Origin of the sequence: Sphingomonas hankookensis (assembly GCF_001619955.1) — a bacterium.
In the GTDB taxonomy this organism is placed as follows: domain Bacteria; phylum Pseudomonadota; class Alphaproteobacteria; order Sphingomonadales; family Sphingomonadaceae; genus Sphingomonas; species Sphingomonas hankookensis_A.
This window is the reverse complement of sequence record NZ_LQQO01000012.1, coordinates 18,374-39,802: the sequence shown is the minus strand read 5'-3', so window position 1 is coordinate 39,802 and position 21,429 is coordinate 18,374. Positions and strand designations below refer to the sequence as shown.

Here is a 21,429-nt window from a genome sequence, read left to right as displayed (position 1 = left end):
CCCCAAACCCTGTCCCCGTCCCCTTGGCAGGCGTCGTGACGTACGACCCCCGTTCACCCCGAAAACGCCAAGCAGCGGATTTGGTTCAATTTGTACGCCACGCTGCATCCGATCGACCGGCGCTGCGTTGGTCCGGGCAGCAAGGGGAGCCACATTGACCGACACCGTACCGCCGATCGATCCCGCCAACGTGCCGGGCAGCCAGTCCGAACATCCGTGGCAGCACCCCTGGCCGGCGTGGCGCGCGATCTTCGTCCGTGTCTATACCATGGTCGGCTATCACAATCTGACGCTGATGGCGGCGGGGGTCGCTTTCTATGCCTTCTTGTCGTTCGTTCCGCTGCTGGGCGCGATCGTGATGACCTATGGCCTGATCGCCGATCCCTCGACGGTCGCCCGGCACATGGAGACGATCTTCGACCTCGTACCCGCCGATGCCGCGCGGCTGATTTCGGACCAGTTGATAGCGGTCGTCACTACCGCATCGTCGCAGGCCGGGCTGGGCCTGTTCGTCGCGCTGCTGCTGTCGATCTACGGCGCGATGCGTGCCGCCAGCGCCATCATCCAGGCGCTGAACGTCATCTATGAGGAAGAGGACGAGCGGAGCATCGTCGTCACCACGGCATTGGCGGCGATGCTGACCGTCGCGGCGATCATCGCCGCCATCGTCGGCATCCTGTCGGCCGGCGTATTGACCTGGATCCGGAGCCAGACCCAGTTCCTCGGCACCGCCGGCGCGATCGCGATTCAGGGGGCGACGTGGCTGGTCGCGGCGAGCATCGCCAGTGCCGCCATCGCCTTCGCCTATCGCTATGGTCCGGATCGGGCGCGCGCCAAATGGCGGTGGCTGTCGGTCGGTTCGGTTGCAGCGACGCTGTTGTGGTTGCTGGCGACCGTGCTGTTCGGCGTCTACGCGGCCAATTTCGCCAATTACAACGCGACCTACGGCGCGCTGGGCGCCGTCGTCGTGCTGCTGATGTGGCTGTTCGTGTCGAGCCTGGCGATCCTGATCGGCGCGGAGATCAATGCAGAGGCGGAGCGACAGACGGCGGTGGATTCGACCGTCGGCCATCCCCGGCCGATGGGCCATCGCGGTGCCCGCCTGGCCGATACGCTGCCCAGCAAGCGACAGATGAAGCCTCGCCGCGACCGCTACTGATCGCCGGTGCGTTGCTCCATGGCGTCGGCCGCCGCCTGGACCCGTGCCAACATGTCGCGCAGGACGTCGATCTCCTGCGCGCTGAACGAAGCGAACAGTTCCTGTTCGATCAGCAGCGCCTTGGGCGCCACCTCTTCGTACAAGGCCCGCCCGGACGCGGTGAGCCGTAGCAGGTGCGACCGCTGATCCCCGGCATTGGCGCGTCGTTCGACCAGCCCGCGGTCGACCAGCGCGATCGCGCCGCGACTGACGGTCACCTTGTCCATCCGCGTCGCGACGCACAGCGCCTGCTGCGTGATCCCGTCGCTCTCGGCGATCACCGTCACCAGCCGCCATTCGGGAATGCGCAGTCCGAACAACGACCGATAGGTCGATGCAATCGCATCCGAAACCCGGTTCGATGCGATCGACAGGCGATAGGGAAGGAAGTCATCCAGGAGCAGGCGTTTGTTCACAGCTGCGATTGTTGCCGCCGTCCCCGCCACGCGTCAACCGGGCGGAACCTGTATCGGCCGCGAAACGTAGTGTCGTTCCAATCACCGGGTCGGGATCTCCGCAATGTTCAACTGGAAACACGAGGCACAGGACCGCCTCGAAGCCCTGCTGTTCGCCCATATCGACGACCGCGCATTTCCCTGCGTGGGCGCAAAATCCGCGATGGCGCGGGGTACGCTCGATGTACTCGCCTGCTCCAGCATCGACAGCGCATGGGACGATGTCCGCATTCACGATGCCCTGATGCGACTGGCCGAAGATTATCGCCGCGACCGGGCGATGTACCGTAGCTTCGCGGTCGTGTTCGAAGGGCCGGGCGACCTGTCCGAACCGGAATTCGAACGTGCGCTGTGGCAACGGGTCCAGTCGCTGTCCGACAAGGATGTGTGGCGCGGACAGGACTATGACGCGCGGGTCAGCGCCGACCCGGACAATCCGCATTTCTCACTGAGCTTCGGCGGCGAGGCCTTTTTCATCGTCGGCCTCCACCCGCGCGCCAGCCGTCCGGCGCGACGGTTCGAACGGCCGACGCTCGTCTTCAACCTGCACGACCAGTTCGAACGGCTGCGCGCCGAAGGCAAGTATGAGACGATGCGCGAGAAGATCCTCGTGCGCGACGAAGCGCTGGCGGGCAGCCGCAACCCGATGCTCGCCCGCCACGGCGCCGCCAGCGAGGCGCGGCAATATAGCGGCCGGGTGGTCGACGAACGCTGGGCCTGCCCGTTCCATTATTCGGGGGAGGCGAAGTGAACGTCACCATCCCCGAACGGTCGGGCACGGCGTTTCGCCTGAAAACGGGGGATACGCTGGTCGTGGTCGACCCGCGCGGGTGCCAGGTGGCCGACCTGCTGGCATTCAATGCCGACGACATGGACGAAGTCATCTCGTCCGGGCGGACGCTGGATTATGCCGAGACGATCCGCCTGACGGCCGGCCATAAACTCTATTCGAACCGCAGCCGGGTAATGCTGGACATCACCGACGACACGGTCGGGGTGCATGACTTCCTGCTGACGCCATGCTCCTACGACACATTCCACCATTTCTACCCGGACCTGCCGCCGCATCGCGGCTGTTTTGGCAATCTCGCCGCCGCGCTGGAACCCTATGGCGTGACGCCGGACCGCATTCCGGTAGCGTTCAATTGTTTCATGAACGTGCCGGTGGACGGCACGACGGGCAGGCTCAGCGTCCTGCCCCCGATCAGCAAGGCAGGGGACACGATCACCTTCCGCGCCGCGATGGACCTCGTCATCGGCCTCACCGCCTGTTCGGCTCCGGCGTCCAACGGTGGCAGCTTCAAACCGATCGAATATCGGATCGAACCGGCCTAAAGCGCCCAGCATAGAAAGGCCGCCCCGGCGAGCAGCGTGCCCAGCGGCAAGCGGTCGGTCGCCGTCACCCGGCGGCCGGCGAGCGCCATCGCGAGCACGATGGCCAGCCCGGCAAGCGCCGCCACCAACAGCACCTGCGGCAAGGCGCGCCAGCCGAGCCACAGGCCGATTGCACCGAACAATTTCGGATCGCCGCCGCCCAACCCGACCCGGCCGCGCAACGATCGATAGAGAGCGGCGACCAGCCACAGCACGCCGAACCCCGCAATGCCGCCGATCAGCCGTGCCGAAAGATCGGCACCGAAGCCTCCAACGCCCCCCGTCAAGGCGACGACGGCCAGCGATGCGGTCAGGACGTCAGGCAACCAGAACGCGGCGAGGTCGATCGCCCCCAGCGCCAGCAACAGCCAGCCGCATGCGGCCCCCGCCACCCCTTCCCAACCCGGCGCGGTCAGGCCGGCGACCACGCCGATCCCCGCGCCCAGCAGTTCGGTCACGACATGTCCCGGCGCGATTTGCGTTCCGCACGTCCGGCACCGGCCACGCAGCGCGACGAAGCTAAGCACCGGCACCAGTTCCCACGCAGCTAGCGTCCGCGCGCACCCGTCGCACGCCGATCGCCCGGTCGAAACCGACCGTCCGGCCGGCCAGCGGATCGCGATCGTCGCGATGAAGCTGCCGAACACGGCACCCAGCATCCCCAGCAGGATCGGCCAGAAGGCAGGAGGCAGCGCGGACGACATCGTTCAGCGCCTAGCGCGATTGCGGCGGCGCGGCCATCGCCCTAGATGATAACAAACGAAACAAGAAATATCCCGGAGAGCGTTTCATGTCCGACCCCGTCGTCATCCTGTCCTATGCCCGCACGCCGATGGGCAGCTTCCAGGGGTCGTTGTCGGGTGCCACCGCCACGCAACTGGGCGCGACGGCGGTCGGTGCGGCGGTCGAGCGCGCCGGCCTGTCGGGCGAGGCGATCGAGCGTATCTATATGGGCTGCGTGCTGCCCGCCGGCCTCGGCCAGGCGCCGGCACGACAGGCGGCATTGGGCGCAGGTCTGCCGCAGCATGTCGAGGCGACGACTGTCAACAAGATGTGCGGATCGGGCATGCAGGCGGTGATGATGGCCGCCGATACCATCGCCGCCGGTTCCGCGGACATCATCGTCGCGGGCGGCATGGAGAGCATGACCAACGCGCCCTATCTGTCGCAGCGCCATCGCAGCGGCGCGCGGATCGGCCATGATAGGCTGATCGATCACATGTATATGGATGGGCTGGAGGACGCCTATGAACCCGGCCGGCTGATGGGCAGCTTTGCCGAGGAAACCGCGGTATCCTATGGCTTTACCCGCGAGGCGCAGGACGCCTTCGCGATCGAATCGCTGACCCGTGCGCAGGCGGCGCAAGCCTCCGGTGCGTTCGATCGCGAAATCGTGCCCGTCGAGATCGCCGGTCGCAAGGGAACGACGACCGTTCGGCTCGATGAACAGCCCGCGCGCGGCGACGTGGCCAAGATTCCGACGCTCAAACCCGCCTTTGCGAAGGATGGTACGATCACCGCCGCCAATGCCTCGTCGATTTCGGACGGCGCCGCGGCGCTGGTACTGGCGCGCGCCTCGGTGGCCGACCGGCTGGGGCTGACCCCGATCGCGCGGATCGTCGCCCATGCCGGCTTCGCCCACGCCCCCGCCCGCTTCGCCACCGCCCCGGTCTTCGCGATGCGCCGCGCGATGGAGCGCGCGGGATGGAGCGCGGAACAGATCGACCTGTTCGAGGTGAACGAAGCCTTTGCCTGCGTCACCATGGCGGCGATGCACGACCTGGACCTGCCGCACGACCGGGTGAACGTCCATGGCGGTGCCTGCGCACTCGGCCATCCGATCGGGGCCAGCGGTGCACGGGTGCTGGCGACCCTGTTGTCGGCGTTGGAGACGCGCGGGAAGAAACGCGGCCTCGCCTCGCTATGCATCGGCGGCGGCGAAGCGACGGCGCTGGCGCTCGAATTAGTCGACTGACGAACGGAACATTATCCCCCCGCCCGGCGTAGGCTACGCCACAGGCGTAGAGAAGGAATTGCCGTGGCGGATCGGGACGATGTGGTGGGATATGACGGCCCGGCAGGCGGCTGGGGCTCGGTCAAGGGGATGTCCAAGGTCCTTGCCAAGGAGCGTAACCGCCCCGCCGCGCTGGCGCAACTCGCCCGGCAGAACAAGCCCAAGGGCTTCATGTGCACGTCCTGCGCATGGGGCAAGCCCGCCGAGCCGCACCCGTTCGAATTCTGCGAGAATGGGGCGAAGGCGACGTTGTGGGACCTGACGCCCAACCGCTGCACGCCGGAATTCTTCGCGAAGCATTCCGTGACCGAGCTGAAGACGTGGAAGGATTTCGATCTCGAACATGTCGGGCGGCTGACCCATCCGCTGCGCTACGACCACGCGACCGATCATTATATCGAATGCAGCTGGGACGAAGCCTTCGCCGCGATCGGTGCGGAACTACGCGCGATCGATCCGAAAAAGGCGATCTTCTACGCCTCGGGTCGCGCCAGCCTCGAAACCTCCTATCTCTACGCGCTGTTCGCCAGGCTTTATGGGCACAACAATCTGCCCGACAGTTCGAACATGTGCCACGAAACGACGTCGGTTGCGCTGAAGAAGACGATCGGCGCGCCGGTCGGCACCTCGATCCTCGACGATTTCGAGCATTGCGATGCGATGTTCTTTTTCGGGCAGAACACCGGGTCGAACAGCCCGCGTTTCCTCCACCCCTTGCGCGACGCGGTGAAGCGCGGGTGCAAGGTCGTGACGTTCAATCCCGTCAAGGAACCCGGACTGGTCGCCTTTACCGACCCGCAGAACCCGTTCGAGATGGCGACCCGCAGCGAGACGAAGATCAGCTGCCAATATCATCAGGTGAAGCCCGGCGGCGACGTCGCGGTGATGATCGGCCTCGCCAAGCATGTGCTGGCGGCGGAAGACAAGAGCTGGGCCGAGCACAAGGTCCATGTCCTCGACGTCGACTTCATCGAACAGCACACTACCGGCTTCGCCGAGTTCGAGGCGATGGTCCGCGCAACCGACTGGGCTGATATCGAACGCGAAAGCGGCCTCAGCCGCGCCGATATCGAGGCAGCCGGCCAGGTCTATGTCGAGGCGGATCGGACGATCGGCATCTACGGCATGGGCCTGACCCAGCAGGTCAACGGGTTCGACAATGTCGCGACCTACGTCAACCTGCTGCTGATGAAGGGCAATATCGGTCGCGTCGGCACCGGCATGTCGCCGGTCCGGGGGCATAGCAACGTGCAGGGCCAGCGTACCGTCGGCATTTCGGAAAAGCCCGAACTGGTGCCGATGGACCGGTTGCGCGAACTGTTCGATTTCGAACCGCCGATGGACCATGGCCACAATACCGTGACCGCCTGCGAAGACCTGTTGAAGGGCGAGATCGACGCCTTCCTATCGCTCGGCGGCAATTTCCTGCGCGCGATCCCCGATCTGGAACGGATCGAGGCGGCATGGCCGTCGATGCGCCTGACGGTGCAGATCGCGACCAAGCTCAATCGCAGCCACCTGATCAACGGCAAGGTCGCCTATCTCCTCCCCTGCCTCGTCCGGACCGAAGTCGACAAGCAGGCCGGCGGCGAACAGATCGTCACGATCGAGGACACGTTCAGCCATATCCACGGGTCGATCGCGACCCATGAACCGGCCAGCGAGCATCTGAAGTCCGAAGTCGCCATCGTCGCCGGGATCGCCAAGGCAACGCTCGATCCCCATCCGAAGGTCGACTGGGACGGCTGGACCGGCGACTATGCAAAGGTCCGCAAGCTGATCGAGGCGACCTATCCGGAGGAGTTCCACGATTTCGAGGAACGCATGTTCACGCCGGGCGGCTTCTATCGCGGCAATTCGGCGCGCGAACGCGTGTGGAAGACCGAGAGCGGCAAGGCGGAGTTCACCGTTCCCCGGTCGCTGTCCGGCACCGACATTCCCGATGCGCCGGGTCGGCTGCGGCTGGTGACGCTACGGTCGAACGACCAGTTCAACACGACCATCTACGGCTATGACGATCGCTTTCGCGGCATTTCGGGCACCCGCGATGTCGTGCTGATGAACCCGAAGGAGATCGAGAAGGCCGGCCTGCACAAGGGGCAGGTCGTGACCATCGTCGGCGACAGCGACGACGGGATCGACCGCCGCGTGGCCGGGCTGAAGGTCGTGCCGTTCGACCTGCCCGATGGCTGCATCGCCGGCTATTATCCCGAGCTCAATCCGCTGGTCCCGCTGAACTGGCACGACCACGGATCGCAGACGCCGGCGGCGAAGGCGGTGCCGGTGCGTATCGTCGCCTGATGGATCAGGGGGGTAGCGCCACCCGGCGGTTCGACCGGGTGGCGGCATCGGGGGATGCCGAACGACAGGAACGCGCCATCGCGATCGAGGCACCGGTCGCGATCGAGGTGAATGGCCTGGGCTATGCCGTGCTGATGGCGACGCCGACCGATCTGGCCGACTTGGCTTACGGCTTCGTCTTGTCCGAACGGCTGGTGGATGATGCTGGCGAAGTGGTCGAGGTGTCGACGCACCCGGCGGCATCGGGCACGCTGCTGCGCATCACGCTCAGCGCGGAACGGCACGACCGGGTCGCCGAGCGCGTGCGGCACCGCATCTCCGAATCCTCCTGCGGGCTGTGCGGGATCGAAAATCTCGAACAGGCGCTGCGCCCCCTGCCCGCCGTGTCGGAACGAAGCGGAGCATCGCCCGCCGCCATTGTCGCTGCGGCGGCGGCCTTGCGCGACTATCAACCCCTGGCGCAGGCAACCGGCGCGACCCATGCCGCCGCGCTGTGCGCCATCGATGGCAGTGTCCGGCTGGTGCGCGAGGATGTCGGTCGACACAACGCGTTCGACAAATTGATCGGCGCGATGCGGCGTGCCGGCCAGGACTGGGATGGCGGCTTCGCGCTGCTGTCGTCGCGCTGCTCCTATGAACTGGTCGAAAAGGCGGTGCTGGCAAACTGCCCGCTGCTCGCCACCCTCTCGGCCGCCACGTCGCTGGCGCTCGACCGCGCGGCGAGTGCCGGGCTGCCGCTCCGAACGCTCGTCCGCGGCGACGCGATGCTGGCGATATGACCCGCGTCCTCGGAACGATCCTTGCCGGCGGGCGCTCGACCCGCTTTGGCAGTGACAAGGCATTGGCGACGCTCGACGGGCGCGCCCTGATCGACCGGGTCATGGATGCGCTCGGTCCGCAGGTGGACGCATTGGTCGTGGTCGGTCGCTCGCATCCGGGCGTCCCCTGCATCCCCGACCGGCCGGCACCCGACCTCGGACCGCTCGGCGGAATAGCGGCGGCGTTGCATCACGCCAGGGCGCACGGCTTCGAACAGGTGCTGACCGTACCCTGCGACGCGCCGTTCCTGCCGACTACCCTCCGACAACAGCTGTCCGACGCCGGTCCCGCTGCCTATTACGCCGACCTGCCGGTGGTCGGATGGTGGCCGTCCGGCGCCAGCCCGGTGCTCGACATGCTGCTGGCAGAGGGCGGATCGCGCTCGGTCCGGGCCTTCACCGATCGCATCGGCGCGACGGCCGTGGCCGCATCGGGTGAAATTGCGAACATCAACACGCCGGATGATCTGGCGCTGCTGGCGAAGCGCGATATAGCCGAACGGTGATGACCGCGTCGTTCCTGATCCTGCGTGTCGGCGATACCCGCCTCGCGCTGCCCATGGCGGCAGTGCGGGAAGTGCTGCCGTTGCTGCCGATCGACACGCCGCCCGGTCTCCCGCGCCCGCTGCTGGGCTTCGTGACGCTGCAGGGGCTGCCGGTGCCGGTCCTCGCCCCGCACCTGCTGCTCGATCCGCAGCAGCAGACGGGACCCGTCGACCTGTCCGCCCATCTGGTCCGGCTGCGCGACGATGTCTGCCTGCTGGTCGACCGCGCGGAGGATGTCGCGACCGGCGACGTCGGCCCGCTCGACCCCGGCCATAGCCTGAACGACGCGATCACCGGCGAACTCGCGCTGCCCGATGGGACGGTCCATGTCGTCGCCCCCGACCGCCTGCTGCTGGACAGCGAACGGGCGGTGTTGGCCGAGCTGACCGCCGTTGCCGCCGAACGCCGTTCGCTATGGACCGCGGCATGATCGCCGACGACGCCTTTGCGGAGGTGAAGGCGCTGGTCATCGCGCGGACCGGCCACCATTATTACGTCGATAAGGACAGCCAGCTGGCCGACCGCATCGCGCAGCGGATGGCGGCCACCGGCGATGCGACGCTGGCCGACTATGGCGCCCGCCTGCGTGACCCCACCGATCCCGAATGGCGGCGGCTGGAAAGCGCGGTCACGATCAACGAAACCTTCTTCTTCCGCTTCGCCGAACAGTTCGCGGCGCTGCGCACGACCATCCTGCCGGCGATGATCGATCGCCACCGGGACGACAAAAGGCTGCGCATCTGGAGTGTCGGCTGTTCGACCGGAGCGGAGGCCCACTCGGTCGCGGTGGTGCTGGACGATCTGCTGGGCGAGGCGATCGCGGACTGGCGCATCGCGCTCACCGGAACCGATATCGACGAAGCGGCACTGGACGCCGCGCGGCGCGCGGAATATTCGTCCTGGGCGCTTCGCACCATGGGCGAGACGGAGCGGGCGCGGTTGTTCGACCGCACCGGCGATCGCTACCGCCTGAAGGACCGCTACCGCGGGATCGCGCGGTTCGAACGCCACAACCTGTTGTCGATGATCGACGCGGCAGCGCCGCTGGGGTTCAGCGATTACGACCTGATCCTGTGCCGCAACGTGCTGATCTATTTCCGGCAGGAGGATGCGACCGCGATCGTCGGCGCGCTGGCCAGGCGGCTGGCGACGGACGGCGTCCTGCTGCTGGGGCATGCCGAACCCAATCCCGGCTTCGATGCGGTCGCCGATAGCGAACTGATCGCTGGAATCCTGACCTATCGGACGCTCGGCACCCGGCCGAAGCCGGTGCCGCCCACCCCGCCCGTGATCGAAACCGTCCCCGCGCCACACGTCGATAAATCACGCTCGGCGCCGCTCCCAAGGCCCCCAGCGCCACCCCCGCCGACGCCAAAGACGGAAGCGCCGCTGGTGGTGCGCACGCCCGATGCCGTTGCCCATTATTTCGCGGCCCTCGATGCGCTGGCTGCCGACGACAAGGAGCGCGCCGAACGGGCGTTTCGCGACGCGCTATACCTCGATCGATCCTTTGCGATGGCGCATTACCAGTTCGGCCACTACCTGCTGGCACAGGGCCGCGCGCCCGATGGTCGCCGCAGCCTGACCAACGCGCTGCGGGTCGCCAGCGCGCTTGCGCCCGATACCGAACTGGCCGAAGGCGAAGGCATGACCGCCGGCGCGATGGCCACCGCCATCCGCCACACCATCGGACCCCATCGTTGAGCGCACCGCTGATCCTTGCCGACGGCCTCGATGCCGATGCCATCGCCGCGATCCTGGCCGCACGGCAGCGGGCCGTCGGCAGCACGCGCTCCCTGGACGATCGACCGACCGAAACGCTGCTCGTCTTCGACCTGGGCGGCGTCGCGCATGGCCTGCCGATCGACTGCGTACGTGCGGTCGCGCCGCTGCCCAAGGTGACGCGCCTGCCCCATCCCCCGGCCGCGCTGACGGGGCTGGTCGCATGGCGCGGCACGGTCGTGAACCTGTTCGCGCTGGCGGAGCTGCTCGACCGTGATGCGGCGGGCGCGACGGCGATGATCGTGCTGCGCCACGACGCGCCCCGTATCGCCCTTGCCGTCGATGCCGTGTCCGGCGTCACGACGATTGCCCGCCAGCCGGCCGCCTCGGCGCTTGCCACGCTGGTCGTCGATGGCGACCAAAGGTTGACACGCATCGACCCCGTCATGCTGATCGAACGATTGCTCCCTGCCCGTCTTCAGGAAGGATAAGGTTTGTCCGTCTCTACCCGGATCGCCGCCGGCTTCGCCGCCCTGACCGCGATCCTCCTCGCGCTTGGCGTCTATGCGCTGGTCCAGATCGGCGACGTCCGCCACACCGTCGACATGATCGTCGAACGCGACCTCGCGTCGATGGAGGCGCTCAATCGCATCGACCACGCCCTGTCGCGCAAGGTCGAACAGCGCGCCAGCCTCGTCCAGGCCTTCCTGACCGGCGACAACAGTCGCGTCCGGGAGGCAACGACCGGATGGCGCAACGCCGTCGAGGAAGCGCAGCGCGGCATCGCCGAACAGGAACGCGCCGCCGAAACCTATCGCGACAATTCGGTGACGGGCGCGCGGTCCGAACTCTGGGCACGGATGGCCCGCCAACTGGCCGAGGGCGACCGCGCGCTCAAACAGACTCGGGCGGATGTCGAGACCCAGCTGGCCGCAATCGCTGCAGGCGACCGGGCGGCGGTGCTGGCGACCGAGGCCGATATCGTGCGCGACCATGCCGCGACGGTCGGCCGGATCGGCCAAGCGCGCGAAACGCTTAACGTCGCCATCGAACGTGGGCGGGATGCGACCCGCGACGTCTATAACGCCAGCCGGATTTCCATCATTCTGGGGCTGATGGTCGCGATCGTCGTCGCCATTGCCGTCGCGGTGACGACCCGCCGTTCGATCGTGCGGCCGCTCGATGCGTTCATGGGCTTTGTCGGGCGCATCGGCGAAGGCAATCTGTCGACGACCACCGACGTGACCGGTGCCGACGAACTCGGGCGCCTTGGCCGCACGCTCAACGACATGGTCGGCGGGCTGCGCACCATCGCAACGCAGAACCGCGCAGCGACCAACGACCTGAACGCGGCGACCACCGAAATCCGTGCGTCGACGCAGGAACAGGCGGCGTCGGTCGAGGAGCAGTTGGCCGCGGTGCAGGAAACCGCCGCCACCGTCGACGAGATCACTCATAGCGGCGCGCAGATCACTCGCCGCGCGCAGGAGGTGATCGCGCAGGCGCAGGCGACCGCCCAAGTCAGCAACGCCGGCCTGACTGCCGTCGCCGATACCGCGCGCGCGATGGATGCGATCCGCGAACAGGCCGAAGCGGTGGCGACCAACATCGTCGCCCTGTCGGAAAAGACCCAGGCGATCGGCGACATCATCGCGACGGTCAACGACGTGTCGGAACGCTCGCACCTGCTCGCGCTCAACGCCTCGATCGAGGCGGCGGCGGCGGGTGAACAGGGGCGCAGTTTCGCCATCGTCGCATCGGAGATGAAGCAGCTGGCCGATCAGGCCAAGGGCGCGACACGCAACGTCCGCTCGATCCTGGGCGATATCCAGCGCGGGATCAATTCGTCGGTGATGCTGACCGAGGAGGCGGTGAAGCGCGTCGCGTCGGGCAAGGAACGCACCGATGCCGGCCATGCCGCGATCGAGGAACTGGCGACCCGCGTGCAGGAAAATGTCCAGACCTTCCAGCAGATCGTCGCATCGACCAACCAGCAGCAGATCGGCATCGAACAGGTCACCATCGCCCTGCAGAATATCCGCGAAGCGTCGCAACAGACCGCTGCCTCCACCCGTCAGCTCGATCAGGCGGCAAGCGACCTGGGCGAATTGTCGCGCACGCTGGTCGGCCTGACCGAACGCTACCGCCTGTAACGGCAGGACGCGCGCGTGGACGAGCTTCAGGCCGAATTGCTGGCGGCATTCGCGTCGGAACTGGCCGAACACATGGCCGGCATCCGCGCGGCGCTGGCCGATGCTGATGCCGGCCGCCCGGTCGACCTGCGCGAATTCAGCCGCCGGGCGCACAGCCTGAAAGGCGCGGCGCGCGCGGTTGAACTGCCGGAGAGCGAAGCCGCCGCGCATGAGGCGGAGGCGCTGATCCTCGCCATCGAACGCGGCGAACGGGCGATGGACGGCGCGGCGATCGCCGAGCTCCGCCGCCTCGCCGATGCGATCGAGGACGGCGCCGCCCCGGATACGAACGACAGCGCGACCGACATCGAGCCCGAACGGCGTGTCGCGGTGTCGGGCCACCGGGTCGAGCGGCTCGGCCGTTCGCTGCACGTCATGGCGACGCAGATCGCCGAACAGGGCATGGTCGCCGACCGTTTGAACGCGCTGGCCGAGGATCTTGCCGCACTGTCGCCTCTGCTCGCCACCGCCGGCGACAGCGAAGCCGCACGACGGCTGCGACAGGCGACGGGCGAGCTGGACCGCATCCGCCGCCTGCACGGGCGGCTGCGCGACGCGCTGGACCGGTCGAGCGCCGAACTGGAACGCGATGGCGAGCGGCTGTTGCTGCAACCGGTGGCGACGCTCTTCGACGGCTATGAACGCGCCGTCCGCGACCTGGCGACCGCCGAGGGCAAGGTCGCACGGCTACGAACGACCGAAACGGATGGCGAGGCCGATCGCCGCGTCCTGAATGCGCTGCGCGATCCGCTGCTGCACGTCCTGCGCAATGCCGTGCGCCATGGCATCGAAACGCCCGACCGTCGCCATCGAGCGGGCAAGGAGGACACAGGCACGATCAGCATCGACACGCGGATCGATCGCGGGCGGCTGATCATCACCGTCCGTGACGACGGTGCCGGGCTGGACGATGCGGCGATCGTCGCCCGTGCCCGCGCTGCCGACCTGATCCCCGCCGATGCCCCCCCGCCCAGAGGACAGGCGTTGCATGCGCTGCTGTTCGAACAGGGACTGTCCACCGCCGACCGGCTGGACGAGGTCGCCGGGCGCGGCATCGGCCTGTCGGTCGTGGCGGAGGTCGCCCGCCGCCTGCACGGGTCGGCCAGCATCGCGCCCGGCTCGGGCGGCGGGACCGTCGTGACCATCGCCGTGCCGGTCGCACTGACCCGCCGCACATTGCTGATGGTCGAGGTCGGCGACACGGTCTGCGCCCTACCCGCCGATGCGGTGCGACAGGTACTGCGGATCGATCCCGCCGACCTTTCCCCCAGCGGAGCGGAGGTGATGCTGCCGGTCAATGGCCAGCCGCTGCCCGTTACGCGGCTCGGCGACATATTGGGCACGGCACAGGCCGATGCCGCCGGTCCGCTGCGGGCGGTGGTGCTGGAGGCGGAGGGCGTCCGCCGCGTCCTGATCGTCGATGCGCTGCGCGATGTCCGGGCGCTGCTGGTCGGCGATGCCGCGGCGATCGCCGCCGATCTGCCGCTGGTGCTGGGCACGGTGCTGACGAATGGCGAGGTCGTGCTGGTGCTCGATCCGGCCCAGCTGGTACGCGACCGGGCCAGCGGCCGGGCGGCAAGCCCCTACGTCGCGCCCCAGGCCGAAGCGCAAAGCCGCACCATCCTGGTCGTCGACGATTCCATCACGACCCGTACGCTGGAGCGCAGCATCCTCGAAGCGCAGGGCTATCGCGTACTGGTCGAGGTCGACGGACTGGCCGGGCTGGAACGGCTGCGCTCCGGCCTCGATGCCATCGATCTGGTCGTCGCAGATGTCGAGATGCCGCGCATGGATGGCTTCGCTTTGCTGGCGGCGATACGGAACGATCCGGCACTCAAAACTTTACCGGTCATCATGATGACATCGCGCAACAGCCCCGACGATATCGAACGCGGCCTCAGCCTCGGCGCCGACGCCTATGTCACCAAACAGGATTTCGATCAGGGCATGTTGATCGGCACCGTCCAGCAGCTGATCTGACGCAATGACGGCCCGCACCGCCCCTGCCCGCGTGATGATCGTCGAGGATTCGACCGTGGTCCGCACGCTGCTGACGCATATCGTCGGCAGCGACCCGCGCCTGACCGTCGCCGCCAGCTTCGCCACCGCCGAAGAAGCGATCGAGGCGCTGCCGGTCCTCCGCCCCGATGTCATCTCGATGGATATTCGCCTGCCCGGCATCGACGGGCTGGAGGCAACGCGGCAGATCATGGCCAGCCATCCGACGCCGATCGTGGTGATCTCCGCCAGCATGGACGGCGGCGCGATGGGCGACAGCATGGACGCGCTGCGCGCCGGGGCGCTGTCGGTCGTCGAAAAGCCGGTCGGGCTGGGCGATGCCGCCTATGCCCAGGTCGCGCACGAGATACGGACGCAGCTTGCAATCATGAGCGAGGTGGCGGTGGTGCGGCGACGGATGCCGGCCGCGCCCAAAATTCCGGTTCAGCCCGTCCGACAGCGCGCCCCCTCGGCCCTCCTGTTCGCGGCATCGACCGGTGGCCCTCCGGCACTCGCCCGGTTGCTGGGCGCGCTCCCGGCCGATCTGCCGCTGCCGGTGCTGCTGGTGCAGCATATGGGGGCCAGCTTCATGGCCGGCTTTGCCAGCTGGCTCGACAGCGTTGTCCCACAGCGGGTCGAGCTTGCCCGCAACGGCGAGATGCCGACGCCGGGAACGGTCCATGTCGCGCCCGGCGACGCCCATCTGACGCTCGCACGCGGAGGCACGATCCGTCTGGCCACCGACGGACCGGTCGGCGGCCAGCGCCCCTCCGCGACCCGCCTGATCGAGAGCGCCGCCGTGGCACTGGACGGTGCGGCGCTGGCCGTCGTCCTGACCGGAATGGGTGAGGACGGCGCGGCCGGCGTGCGGGCGCTGCTCGCGGCTGGCGGACAGGCGGTGGCGGAGGACGCCAGCACCTCGATCGTCTATGGCATGCCCGCGGCTGCGCATCGCGCCGGTGCGCTCTCGCTGCCGCTCGACCTGATCGCCCCGCATGTCCGCCGCATCGTGGAGCGCGCGCGGTGAACGACGACGCAGCGATCCTGCTGATCGAGGATTCCGATACCCAGGCGCTGCAATTGCGGCGGATGTTCGAACGTGCCGGCTTTCGGATCGACCGGACGCGCGATGCCGAAACCGCGCTGGAAACGCTGAACCACAGCCGGCCGGACCTGCTGGTCGTCGATTATCGCCTGCCGGGCATGAACGGCGACGAACTGGTGCGCATCGTGCGACAGACCGGCGCCACCCGCACGCTGCCGATCCTGATGCTGACCGGCGACGATGCATCGGATGTCGAACGACAGGGGCTGGACAGCGGTGCCAACGCCTATGTGCCCAAGCGCGGCGGGGCCGAGCTGATCCTGTCGCGGGTCCGCGCCCTGTTGCGGCAGGTACGCGCACGGCCGCTGGGCGACGGCCCGGCAGCGGCCTTGCGCCAGGCGCGCCTGCTGCTGCTCGCCCCGCAGGACACGGCGTCGGATCAGCTGGTGTCCGACCTTGCCGCCGAGGGCTATCACGTCGGCCATGTCGCCGGGATCGCCGATACCCTGAAGGCGATCGACGAGGAAGCGGCCGACGGCATCCTCGTCGTCGAACAGCCGGGTGATCCGTCCTTCGGCCTGTCGGCAAAACTGGACGCGCGCCGCACCGCGCGGGCAAGCGGCGTTGCGCTGGTTGCGCTGACCGACGATGCCGAGCCGGCGACGGTACTGGCTGGCCTCGCCGCCGGAGCGGACGACGTGGTGTCGCGCGGGCGCGACGGCGACATGCTGCTCGTCCGTATCCGGGCCATCGTCCGGCGCAAGCTGGCGCGCGACGAGGAGGCCGCGGGTATCGCGCGCGAACAGGCGCAGGCGATCGCACTGGCACAGGCCCGCGCAGAGGCCGACGCGGCGGAACGGCTGGCGCAGGCCAATGCCGAACTGGCCGGCGCCAACGCCCTGCTGCGCGAAACCCAGGCGCAACTGGTCCAATCGGCCAAGATGGCGTCGTTGGGCGAACTGGTCGCGGGCATCGCGCATGAGATCAACAATCCGCTCGCCTTCATCCTGGCCCATCAGGCCACTGTCGAACGGGCGGTCGCCGGCGCGGCGAATGCCGATGACGATGCGCGCGGCGCACTGCTGACCAAGGCGGCGGACCGGCTCCAGTCGATCCGGTCCGGCCTGACCCGTATTCAGGAACTGGTGGTGAAGCTGCGGCGCTTTTCGCGGCTGGACGATGGCGAGGTGTCGCGGATCGACATTCCCGATGCCATCGACGCGGTCCTGACCCTGCTCGCCCCTCGTCTGGGCAGCGTCGAGGTAGTCCGGACCTACGGGCCGGCACGGATGCTCGAATGTTCGGGGGCGCTGGTCAATCAGGTCGTGATGAACATCGTCGCCAACGCCGCCGATGCGGTCGATCCGGTCGCGGGCCGCATCGCCATCACCACCGGTGCCGCCGACGGCATGTTCTGCATCCAGGTCGACGACAATGGCCCGGGCGTTCCCGAGGACCGTCGCGAGCGGGTGTTCGAACCCTTTTTCACGACCAAGGATGTCGGCTCCGGCACCGGCCTGGGTCTTGCCATCGCCTATGGCGTCGTCCGCTCGCACGGCGGGACGATCGCGATCGAGCGCGCGGTACAGGGTGGCGCTTCCTTCATCATCAGGATACCAGAACGGCCGTAATGGATATGCCCGGTTCCCCGCCCCTGCTGCTGCTGGTCGATGACGAGCCGGAAATCCTGGTCGCGCTCGGCGATCTGCTGGAGGACCGCTACCGCATCCTGTCGACCGCATCGCCGGTCGAGGCGCTGGAACTGGTCCGCGCCCATACCGACATCGCCGTCATCGTCTCCGATCAGCGCATGCCGGAGCTGACCGGCAGCCAGTTCCTCGCCCGCGCCCGCCAAATGACCGATGCGGAGGCGATCCTGCTGACCGGCTATGCCGATCTGTCGGCGGTCGTCGCGGCGCTCAACGACGGCGCGATCAGTGGCTATGCGAACAAGCCTTGGGATGCCGAGGCGCTGATCGCGATGGTCGCCGCCGCCGCCGACCGTTATGCCCTGCGGCAGGCGCTGGCGTTCGAACGCGCCGCCTTTCGCGGGTTGGCCGACGGGTCGGGCGATGTCGTTACCATCCTCGATCAGCATGGCCACGTCGTACGCGGCGCCACGCGCCCGAACGGTATCGATCCCCGCGACCTCGCCATTCTCGGCCAGGGCGGCAGCGATGACGAGGACCGCCATCTGGTCCAGCCCTGGGGCGACAGCTGGACGCATATCCGGCGCATCCCCTTCACCATCGGGCCGAACCGCTACCTGCTGAAGATCGAGCGCGACGATACCGGTCGCCGCCTTGCCGAACGACGCCACCACCAGTCGGAAAAGCTGGAGGCGCTGGGCACGCTGTCGGGCGGCATCGCGCATGATTTCAACAATCTGCTGGCGGCGATCGTCGGCAATCTCGAACTCGCCGAGCGGCGGATCGACGACCGCGACCGGCTCCGCCGCTATCTCGACGCGGCGAGCGAGGCGGCCGGTCGTGGCAGCGCGATCACCCGCCGGTTGCTCAGCTTCAGCCGTCAGCGCGATCTGGCCGCCGAAATCTTCCGTCCCGACGACGTGATCCGGTCGATCGAGGAACTGATCGTGCGCACCGCCGCCGGGCGGATCCGCGTCGCCTATGACTTTGCCGAGCCCGGCTGGTCGGTGAAGACCGATGTCGGGCAGTTCGAACTCGCTATCCTCAATCTCGCGATCAATGCGCGCGATGCGATGGATGGCAGCGGCACGGTACGGATCGGCACCGCCAATATCGACGATGCCGGCGTCTTCCTGCCGAATTTGTCGGGCGGGTTCGTCCGCATCACCGTCAGCGATACCGGCAGCGGCATGGACAGCGCGGTGCGCGAGCGGGTGTTCGAACCCTTCTTCACCACCAAGGCGCAGGGGGCCGGCACGGGCCTCGGCCTGCCGATGGTGCGGGCAATGGCACGCGCCGCCGGCGGCGACGTGACGATCGATAGCGAGGTCGGTCGCGGTACGCATATCCACCTCTGGCTGCCCCGGATCGAGGCACGCCCCACACCCGCCGCGCAGGAGTCGACCGGGCCGACCGGTCCGCTTCGGCTGATGCTGGTCGAGGATGATTCGGAAGTGCGCGCGGTGGTCGCCGCGCAGTTGGAGGCCGCCGGGCACAGCATCGTCGTCCATGATTCCGCGGTGCAGGCTGTCGCCATGCTCGAAGCGGGCGACCGGTTCGACATGGTGCTGACCGACTATGCGATGCCCGACCTGTCGGGGATCGAGGTCGCGGCGCGCGTGCGGGCCTGCTGCCCCGATACGCCGGTCCTGCTGATCACCGGCTTTGCCGAGATCGGGGATACGCAGATCGGCGTCCCCGTCCTGACCAAGCCGTTTACCGGCGATCAGTTGCTGACCGCGATCGCAAACGCCTCCGCGGCTACTGCGGACAGCGTATCCGGCTGAACGGACGTCCGTCCGTCACGATCACCAACCGGTCGCCTTCGACCCGCAGCGTCTGTGTCGCGGTCCAGCGTTCACCCTCGCCTTCATAGGCGGCAGTGACGCGGATCTGATCGGGTCCGATCGGTTCGACCCGCTTCACTACGCCGACGCTCTCGTGGAACCACAATTCGCTGGGCGTCACCCGGACCCCCTCGATCGACGCAGCGGGGGTGGCGCAGGCTGCGGCATCGCGGTTCCACCGGCCGATGAACCGCGCCGGAATGGTGGCGGCCACCGGCGACGCCTCGCCGGGTGGCGGCGCAGGCGTACCGACAAAACCGCAGCCTCGCACCGTCGCGCGCCCGTCGATGGTAAGGGTCGCCGTGAAGTCGCGCGGCGCGCCCGACATGTCGTCCTCGCACGGTGCACGCACGACCCGGACGCCGATCGTCCCGCGATCATCGCGCGCCTCCCATGCCCGCGCTTCGACCGCGACGTGGCGATTGACCACCCGCAACGTGCGCCGTGGCATATCGACACCTGTCAGCGTCAACACATCGCGATCGATCGCAACCGAATAGAACGGCTCGTTGGTCGTGACCGTCAACCGCTCCGGCACGCGGCTGGCCACGACGGAAGGGGTAGCGGTCGGGACGGAAGCCGGCGACGCGACATTCGCGGACGGCGCATCCTCGCTGTCGCCGCAGCCGGCCAGCGCCAGCAACGCCAACGCAGCCATCTCAACGCGGCGCATGGCTGCCCTTGCCGACGCTTACCCGATCGTCGCGGCTGGCGAGCGCCCCGACGCCCTCGTCCGACAGGCGCGGCGTGGTATCCGCCGGGCGATAGGCCGGAAAGGCGATCACGTCGTTGACCACCGCCACCTGCCCGCCCAGCTGCGTCACGTTGAACAGCTTTTGCGCAAACGCCGTAGGGATGCGAATACAACCATGTGACGCCGGAAAGCCGGGCAGGTTGCCGGCATGCAGCGCCACCCCGTCCCAGGTCAGGCGTTGCATGAAGGGCATTGGGGCGTTGTTGTACAAGTTGGAACGGTGGAACGGGCGCTTCTGCAGGATGGTATATTCGCCGATCGGCGTCATCTTGCCCGGCTTGCCCGTCGATACCGTGGTGGCCCCGATCAGCCGGTCGCCGCGATAGACGAACGCCATCTGCATCGGCACGCTGACGACGATGCTGACCGGACCCGACAGCGTCGGGTCGTCCGCCCAGCGATGGTCGCCCGGCCGCATCGCCACCGCCGCCCGCTCGACCGCCAGCGCCGCCGGTTCCTGCGCGACCGCGGGCATCGGCAGCAGAGCAGCCATCAGGCCGAGACGAAGCGCGAACGACATCCCACCGTTATTCCGCAGGACGCACCGGATGGCAAATCCGGCGGTAACCATATTTGTCGGAGTCGACCGCCCGTGCCCTGCGCACGACAAGCGGCGGAACGACCGCACCCACGTTAATTGAATGGAAGGCGCGTCGCCCGTATCTCTAACCCTCAACGATCTGGCGAGGAATTGGATGCGGGACGAAGCAGTTCGATCGCGGCGAGCGGTGCTGAAAGCGGCAGGCGGCCTGGCCGGTGCCGTACTGGCACAAGGTTGCACGACGAACGCGATCATCCCGGTTGCGCAGAACGCGTCCTTCGTGCCGCCGCCGCAGCGGCTGGCATCGGCGCCGGTTCCTGCCGCCCCCGTCAAGCAGATGCGGGCGCCCGCCACGGTCAATCCGCGCCTGTTCGAACGCGCGGTGGCATCGATGGACCGCCATTCGGGCCGCATCCGCCGCACCGATCGCATCGCCATCGCCGACTTCGCGGTCGATTCCGCCCATCCCCGGTTCCAGTTCATCGACATGCACAGCGGCGTCGTCTCGGCGATGCGCGTCGCGCATGGCAGCGGGTCGGACCCGGCGCATTGCGGATTGCTGACTCGCTTCAGCAACGTCCCCGATTCGAACGCCACCTCGGAAGGCGCGTTCATCACCGACAATTATTATGTCGGCAAGCACGGCCGGTCGCAGCGGCTGGTCGGCCTCGATCCCACCAACGACAATGCGCTGATGCGCGCGATCGTCGTGCACGGGGCCTGGTACGCCAACCCGGAAATGATCGCACAGCACGGGAAGCTCGGCCGCAGCCAGGGCTGCTTCGCGGTTGCCGAAGGCGATCTGGCGCGGGTGTTCGACCTGTTGGGCGAAGGCCGGATGATCTACGCCGCGAAGGTTTGAGGCCGGGGGCTCTAGCTCCGTTATCACACTCCGTTCGGTTCGAGCAGCTTCGAGCTTGTCGGGAAGCGTTTGTCGACAACACCTGCCCAGCGGAACCGCGTTCTCGATACGCG

20 protein-coding genes are annotated in these 21,429 nt (G+C 67.8%); 16 read left to right on the top strand and 4 right to left on the bottom strand.

Going from position 1 to position 21,429, the window contains the following annotated elements:
• The first annotated feature begins 154 nt into the window (after positions 1-154).
• On the top strand, positions 155-1,159 hold the full coding sequence (locus AVT10_RS08125; protein WP_232307934.1) for a YihY/virulence factor BrkB family protein: 1,005 nt from the start codon (positions 155-157) through the stop codon (positions 1,157-1,159).
• Here the strand turns inward: AVT10_RS08125 and AVT10_RS08120 are convergent.
• Positions 1,153-1,614, bottom strand: a complete 462-nt coding sequence (locus tag AVT10_RS08120) for a MarR family winged helix-turn-helix transcriptional regulator (RefSeq protein ID WP_232307933.1) — start codon at positions 1,612-1,614, stop codon at positions 1,153-1,155. The two genes, AVT10_RS08125 and AVT10_RS08120, sit on opposite strands and share 7 nt — an antisense overlap.
• 103 nt (positions 1,615-1,717) lie before the next feature.
• Here AVT10_RS08120 and gntA point away from each other — a divergent pair, with 103 nt between their 5' ends.
• On the top strand, positions 1,718-2,404 hold the full coding sequence (gene gntA / locus AVT10_RS08115) for a guanitoxin biosynthesis heme-dependent pre-guanitoxin N-hydroxylase GntA (protein WP_066689791.1): 687 nt from the start codon (positions 1,718-1,720) through the stop codon (positions 2,402-2,404).
• Entirely contained in the window at positions 2,401-2,988 is a 588-nt protein-coding gene (locus tag AVT10_RS08110; RefSeq protein WP_126013383.1) for a DUF1989 domain-containing protein, read from the top strand. The genes gntA and AVT10_RS08110 overlap by 4 nt, the downstream gene beginning before the upstream one ends.
• On the opposite strand, the gene AVT10_RS08105 is transcribed toward AVT10_RS08110, so the two are convergent.
• On the bottom strand, positions 2,985-3,731 hold the full coding sequence (locus tag AVT10_RS08105; RefSeq protein ID WP_066689789.1) for a prepilin peptidase: 747 nt from the start codon (positions 3,729-3,731) through the stop codon (positions 2,985-2,987). The two genes, AVT10_RS08110 and AVT10_RS08105, sit on opposite strands and share 4 nt — an antisense overlap.
• Before the next feature lie 86 nt (positions 3,732-3,817).
• Between AVT10_RS08105 and AVT10_RS08100 the strand changes: the two genes are divergently transcribed.
• From AVT10_RS08100 to AVT10_RS08045, 12 genes are all read left to right on the top strand, one after another.
• Positions 3,818-5,002: an acetyl-CoA C-acyltransferase gene (locus tag AVT10_RS08100; protein WP_066689788.1), complete on the top strand. Its 1,185-nt coding sequence runs from the start codon at positions 3,818-3,820 to the stop codon at positions 5,000-5,002.
• Positions 5,003-5,065: 63 nt separating this feature from the next.
• The gene (locus tag AVT10_RS08095; protein ID WP_066689787.1) at positions 5,066-7,342 is read left to right on the top strand and encodes an FdhF/YdeP family oxidoreductase; all 2,277 of its coding nucleotides are present in this window, start codon (positions 5,066-5,068) and stop codon (positions 7,340-7,342) included.
• Complete coding sequence (gene fdhD / locus AVT10_RS08090; RefSeq protein WP_066689786.1) at positions 7,342-8,121, top strand: formate dehydrogenase accessory sulfurtransferase FdhD; 780 nt, start codon at positions 7,342-7,344, stop codon at positions 8,119-8,121. The genes AVT10_RS08095 and fdhD overlap by 1 nt, the downstream gene beginning before the upstream one ends.
• Positions 8,118-8,666 carry a molybdenum cofactor guanylyltransferase gene (mobA, locus tag AVT10_RS08085; RefSeq protein ID WP_066689785.1) on the top strand — a complete coding sequence of 183 codons (549 nt, stop codon included), beginning with the start codon at positions 8,118-8,120 and terminating at the stop codon, positions 8,664-8,666. Before fdhD ends, mobA begins: the two co-directional genes overlap by 4 nt.
• A complete protein-coding gene (locus tag AVT10_RS08080) occupies positions 8,666-9,136 on the top strand; it encodes a chemotaxis protein CheW (protein WP_066689784.1) in 471 nt (156 codons plus the stop codon). The genes mobA and AVT10_RS08080 overlap by 1 nt, the downstream gene beginning before the upstream one ends.
• The gene (locus AVT10_RS08075; protein ID WP_198158532.1) at positions 9,133-10,410 is read left to right on the top strand and encodes a CheR family methyltransferase; all 1,278 of its coding nucleotides are present in this window, start codon (positions 9,133-9,135) and stop codon (positions 10,408-10,410) included. The genes AVT10_RS08080 and AVT10_RS08075 overlap by 4 nt, the downstream gene beginning before the upstream one ends.
• A complete protein-coding gene (locus AVT10_RS08070) occupies positions 10,407-10,919 on the top strand; it encodes a chemotaxis protein CheW (protein ID WP_066689782.1) in 513 nt (170 codons plus the stop codon). The genes AVT10_RS08075 and AVT10_RS08070 overlap by 4 nt, the downstream gene beginning before the upstream one ends.
• Positions 10,920-10,922: 3 nt before the next feature.
• A complete protein-coding gene (locus AVT10_RS08065) occupies positions 10,923-12,581 on the top strand; it encodes a methyl-accepting chemotaxis protein (RefSeq protein ID WP_066689781.1) in 1,659 nt (552 codons plus the stop codon).
• Between the two features lie 15 nt (positions 12,582-12,596).
• Complete coding sequence (locus AVT10_RS08060) at positions 12,597-14,600, top strand: hybrid sensor histidine kinase/response regulator (RefSeq protein ID WP_066689780.1); 2,004 nt, start codon at positions 12,597-12,599, stop codon at positions 14,598-14,600.
• Between the two features lie 4 nt (positions 14,601-14,604).
• A complete protein-coding gene (locus AVT10_RS08055) occupies positions 14,605-15,645 on the top strand; it encodes a chemotaxis protein CheB (protein WP_198158531.1) in 1,041 nt (346 codons plus the stop codon).
• A complete protein-coding gene (locus tag AVT10_RS08050) occupies positions 15,642-17,294 on the top strand; it encodes a response regulator (RefSeq protein WP_066689779.1) in 1,653 nt (550 codons plus the stop codon). Before AVT10_RS08055 ends, AVT10_RS08050 begins: the two co-directional genes overlap by 4 nt.
• A gap of 5 nt (positions 17,295-17,299) precedes the next feature.
• Positions 17,300-19,099: a response regulator gene (locus AVT10_RS08045; protein ID WP_198158530.1), complete on the top strand. Its 1,800-nt coding sequence runs from the start codon at positions 17,300-17,302 to the stop codon at positions 19,097-19,099.
• Here AVT10_RS08045 and AVT10_RS08040 read toward each other — a convergent pair.
• Together AVT10_RS08040 and AVT10_RS08035 are read right to left on the bottom strand one after the other, a co-directional pair.
• Positions 19,074-19,817, bottom strand: coding sequence for a hypothetical protein (locus tag AVT10_RS08040; RefSeq protein ID WP_157092713.1), 744 nt, complete (start codon positions 19,815-19,817; stop codon positions 19,074-19,076). The two genes, AVT10_RS08045 and AVT10_RS08040, sit on opposite strands and share 26 nt — an antisense overlap.
• 1 nt (position 19,818) lies before the next feature.
• Positions 19,819-20,433 (bottom strand): L,D-transpeptidase family protein, encoded by a 615-nt coding sequence (locus tag AVT10_RS08035; protein WP_066689776.1) that lies wholly within the window; start codon positions 20,431-20,433, stop codon positions 19,819-19,821.
• A gap of 175 nt (positions 20,434-20,608) precedes the next feature.
• On the opposite strand from AVT10_RS08035, the gene AVT10_RS08030 reads away from it, so the two are divergent.
• Positions 20,609-21,316, top strand: a complete 708-nt coding sequence (locus AVT10_RS08030) for a murein L,D-transpeptidase catalytic domain family protein (RefSeq protein WP_066689775.1) — start codon at positions 20,609-20,611, stop codon at positions 21,314-21,316.
• Positions 21,317-21,429: the final 113 nt, after the last annotated feature.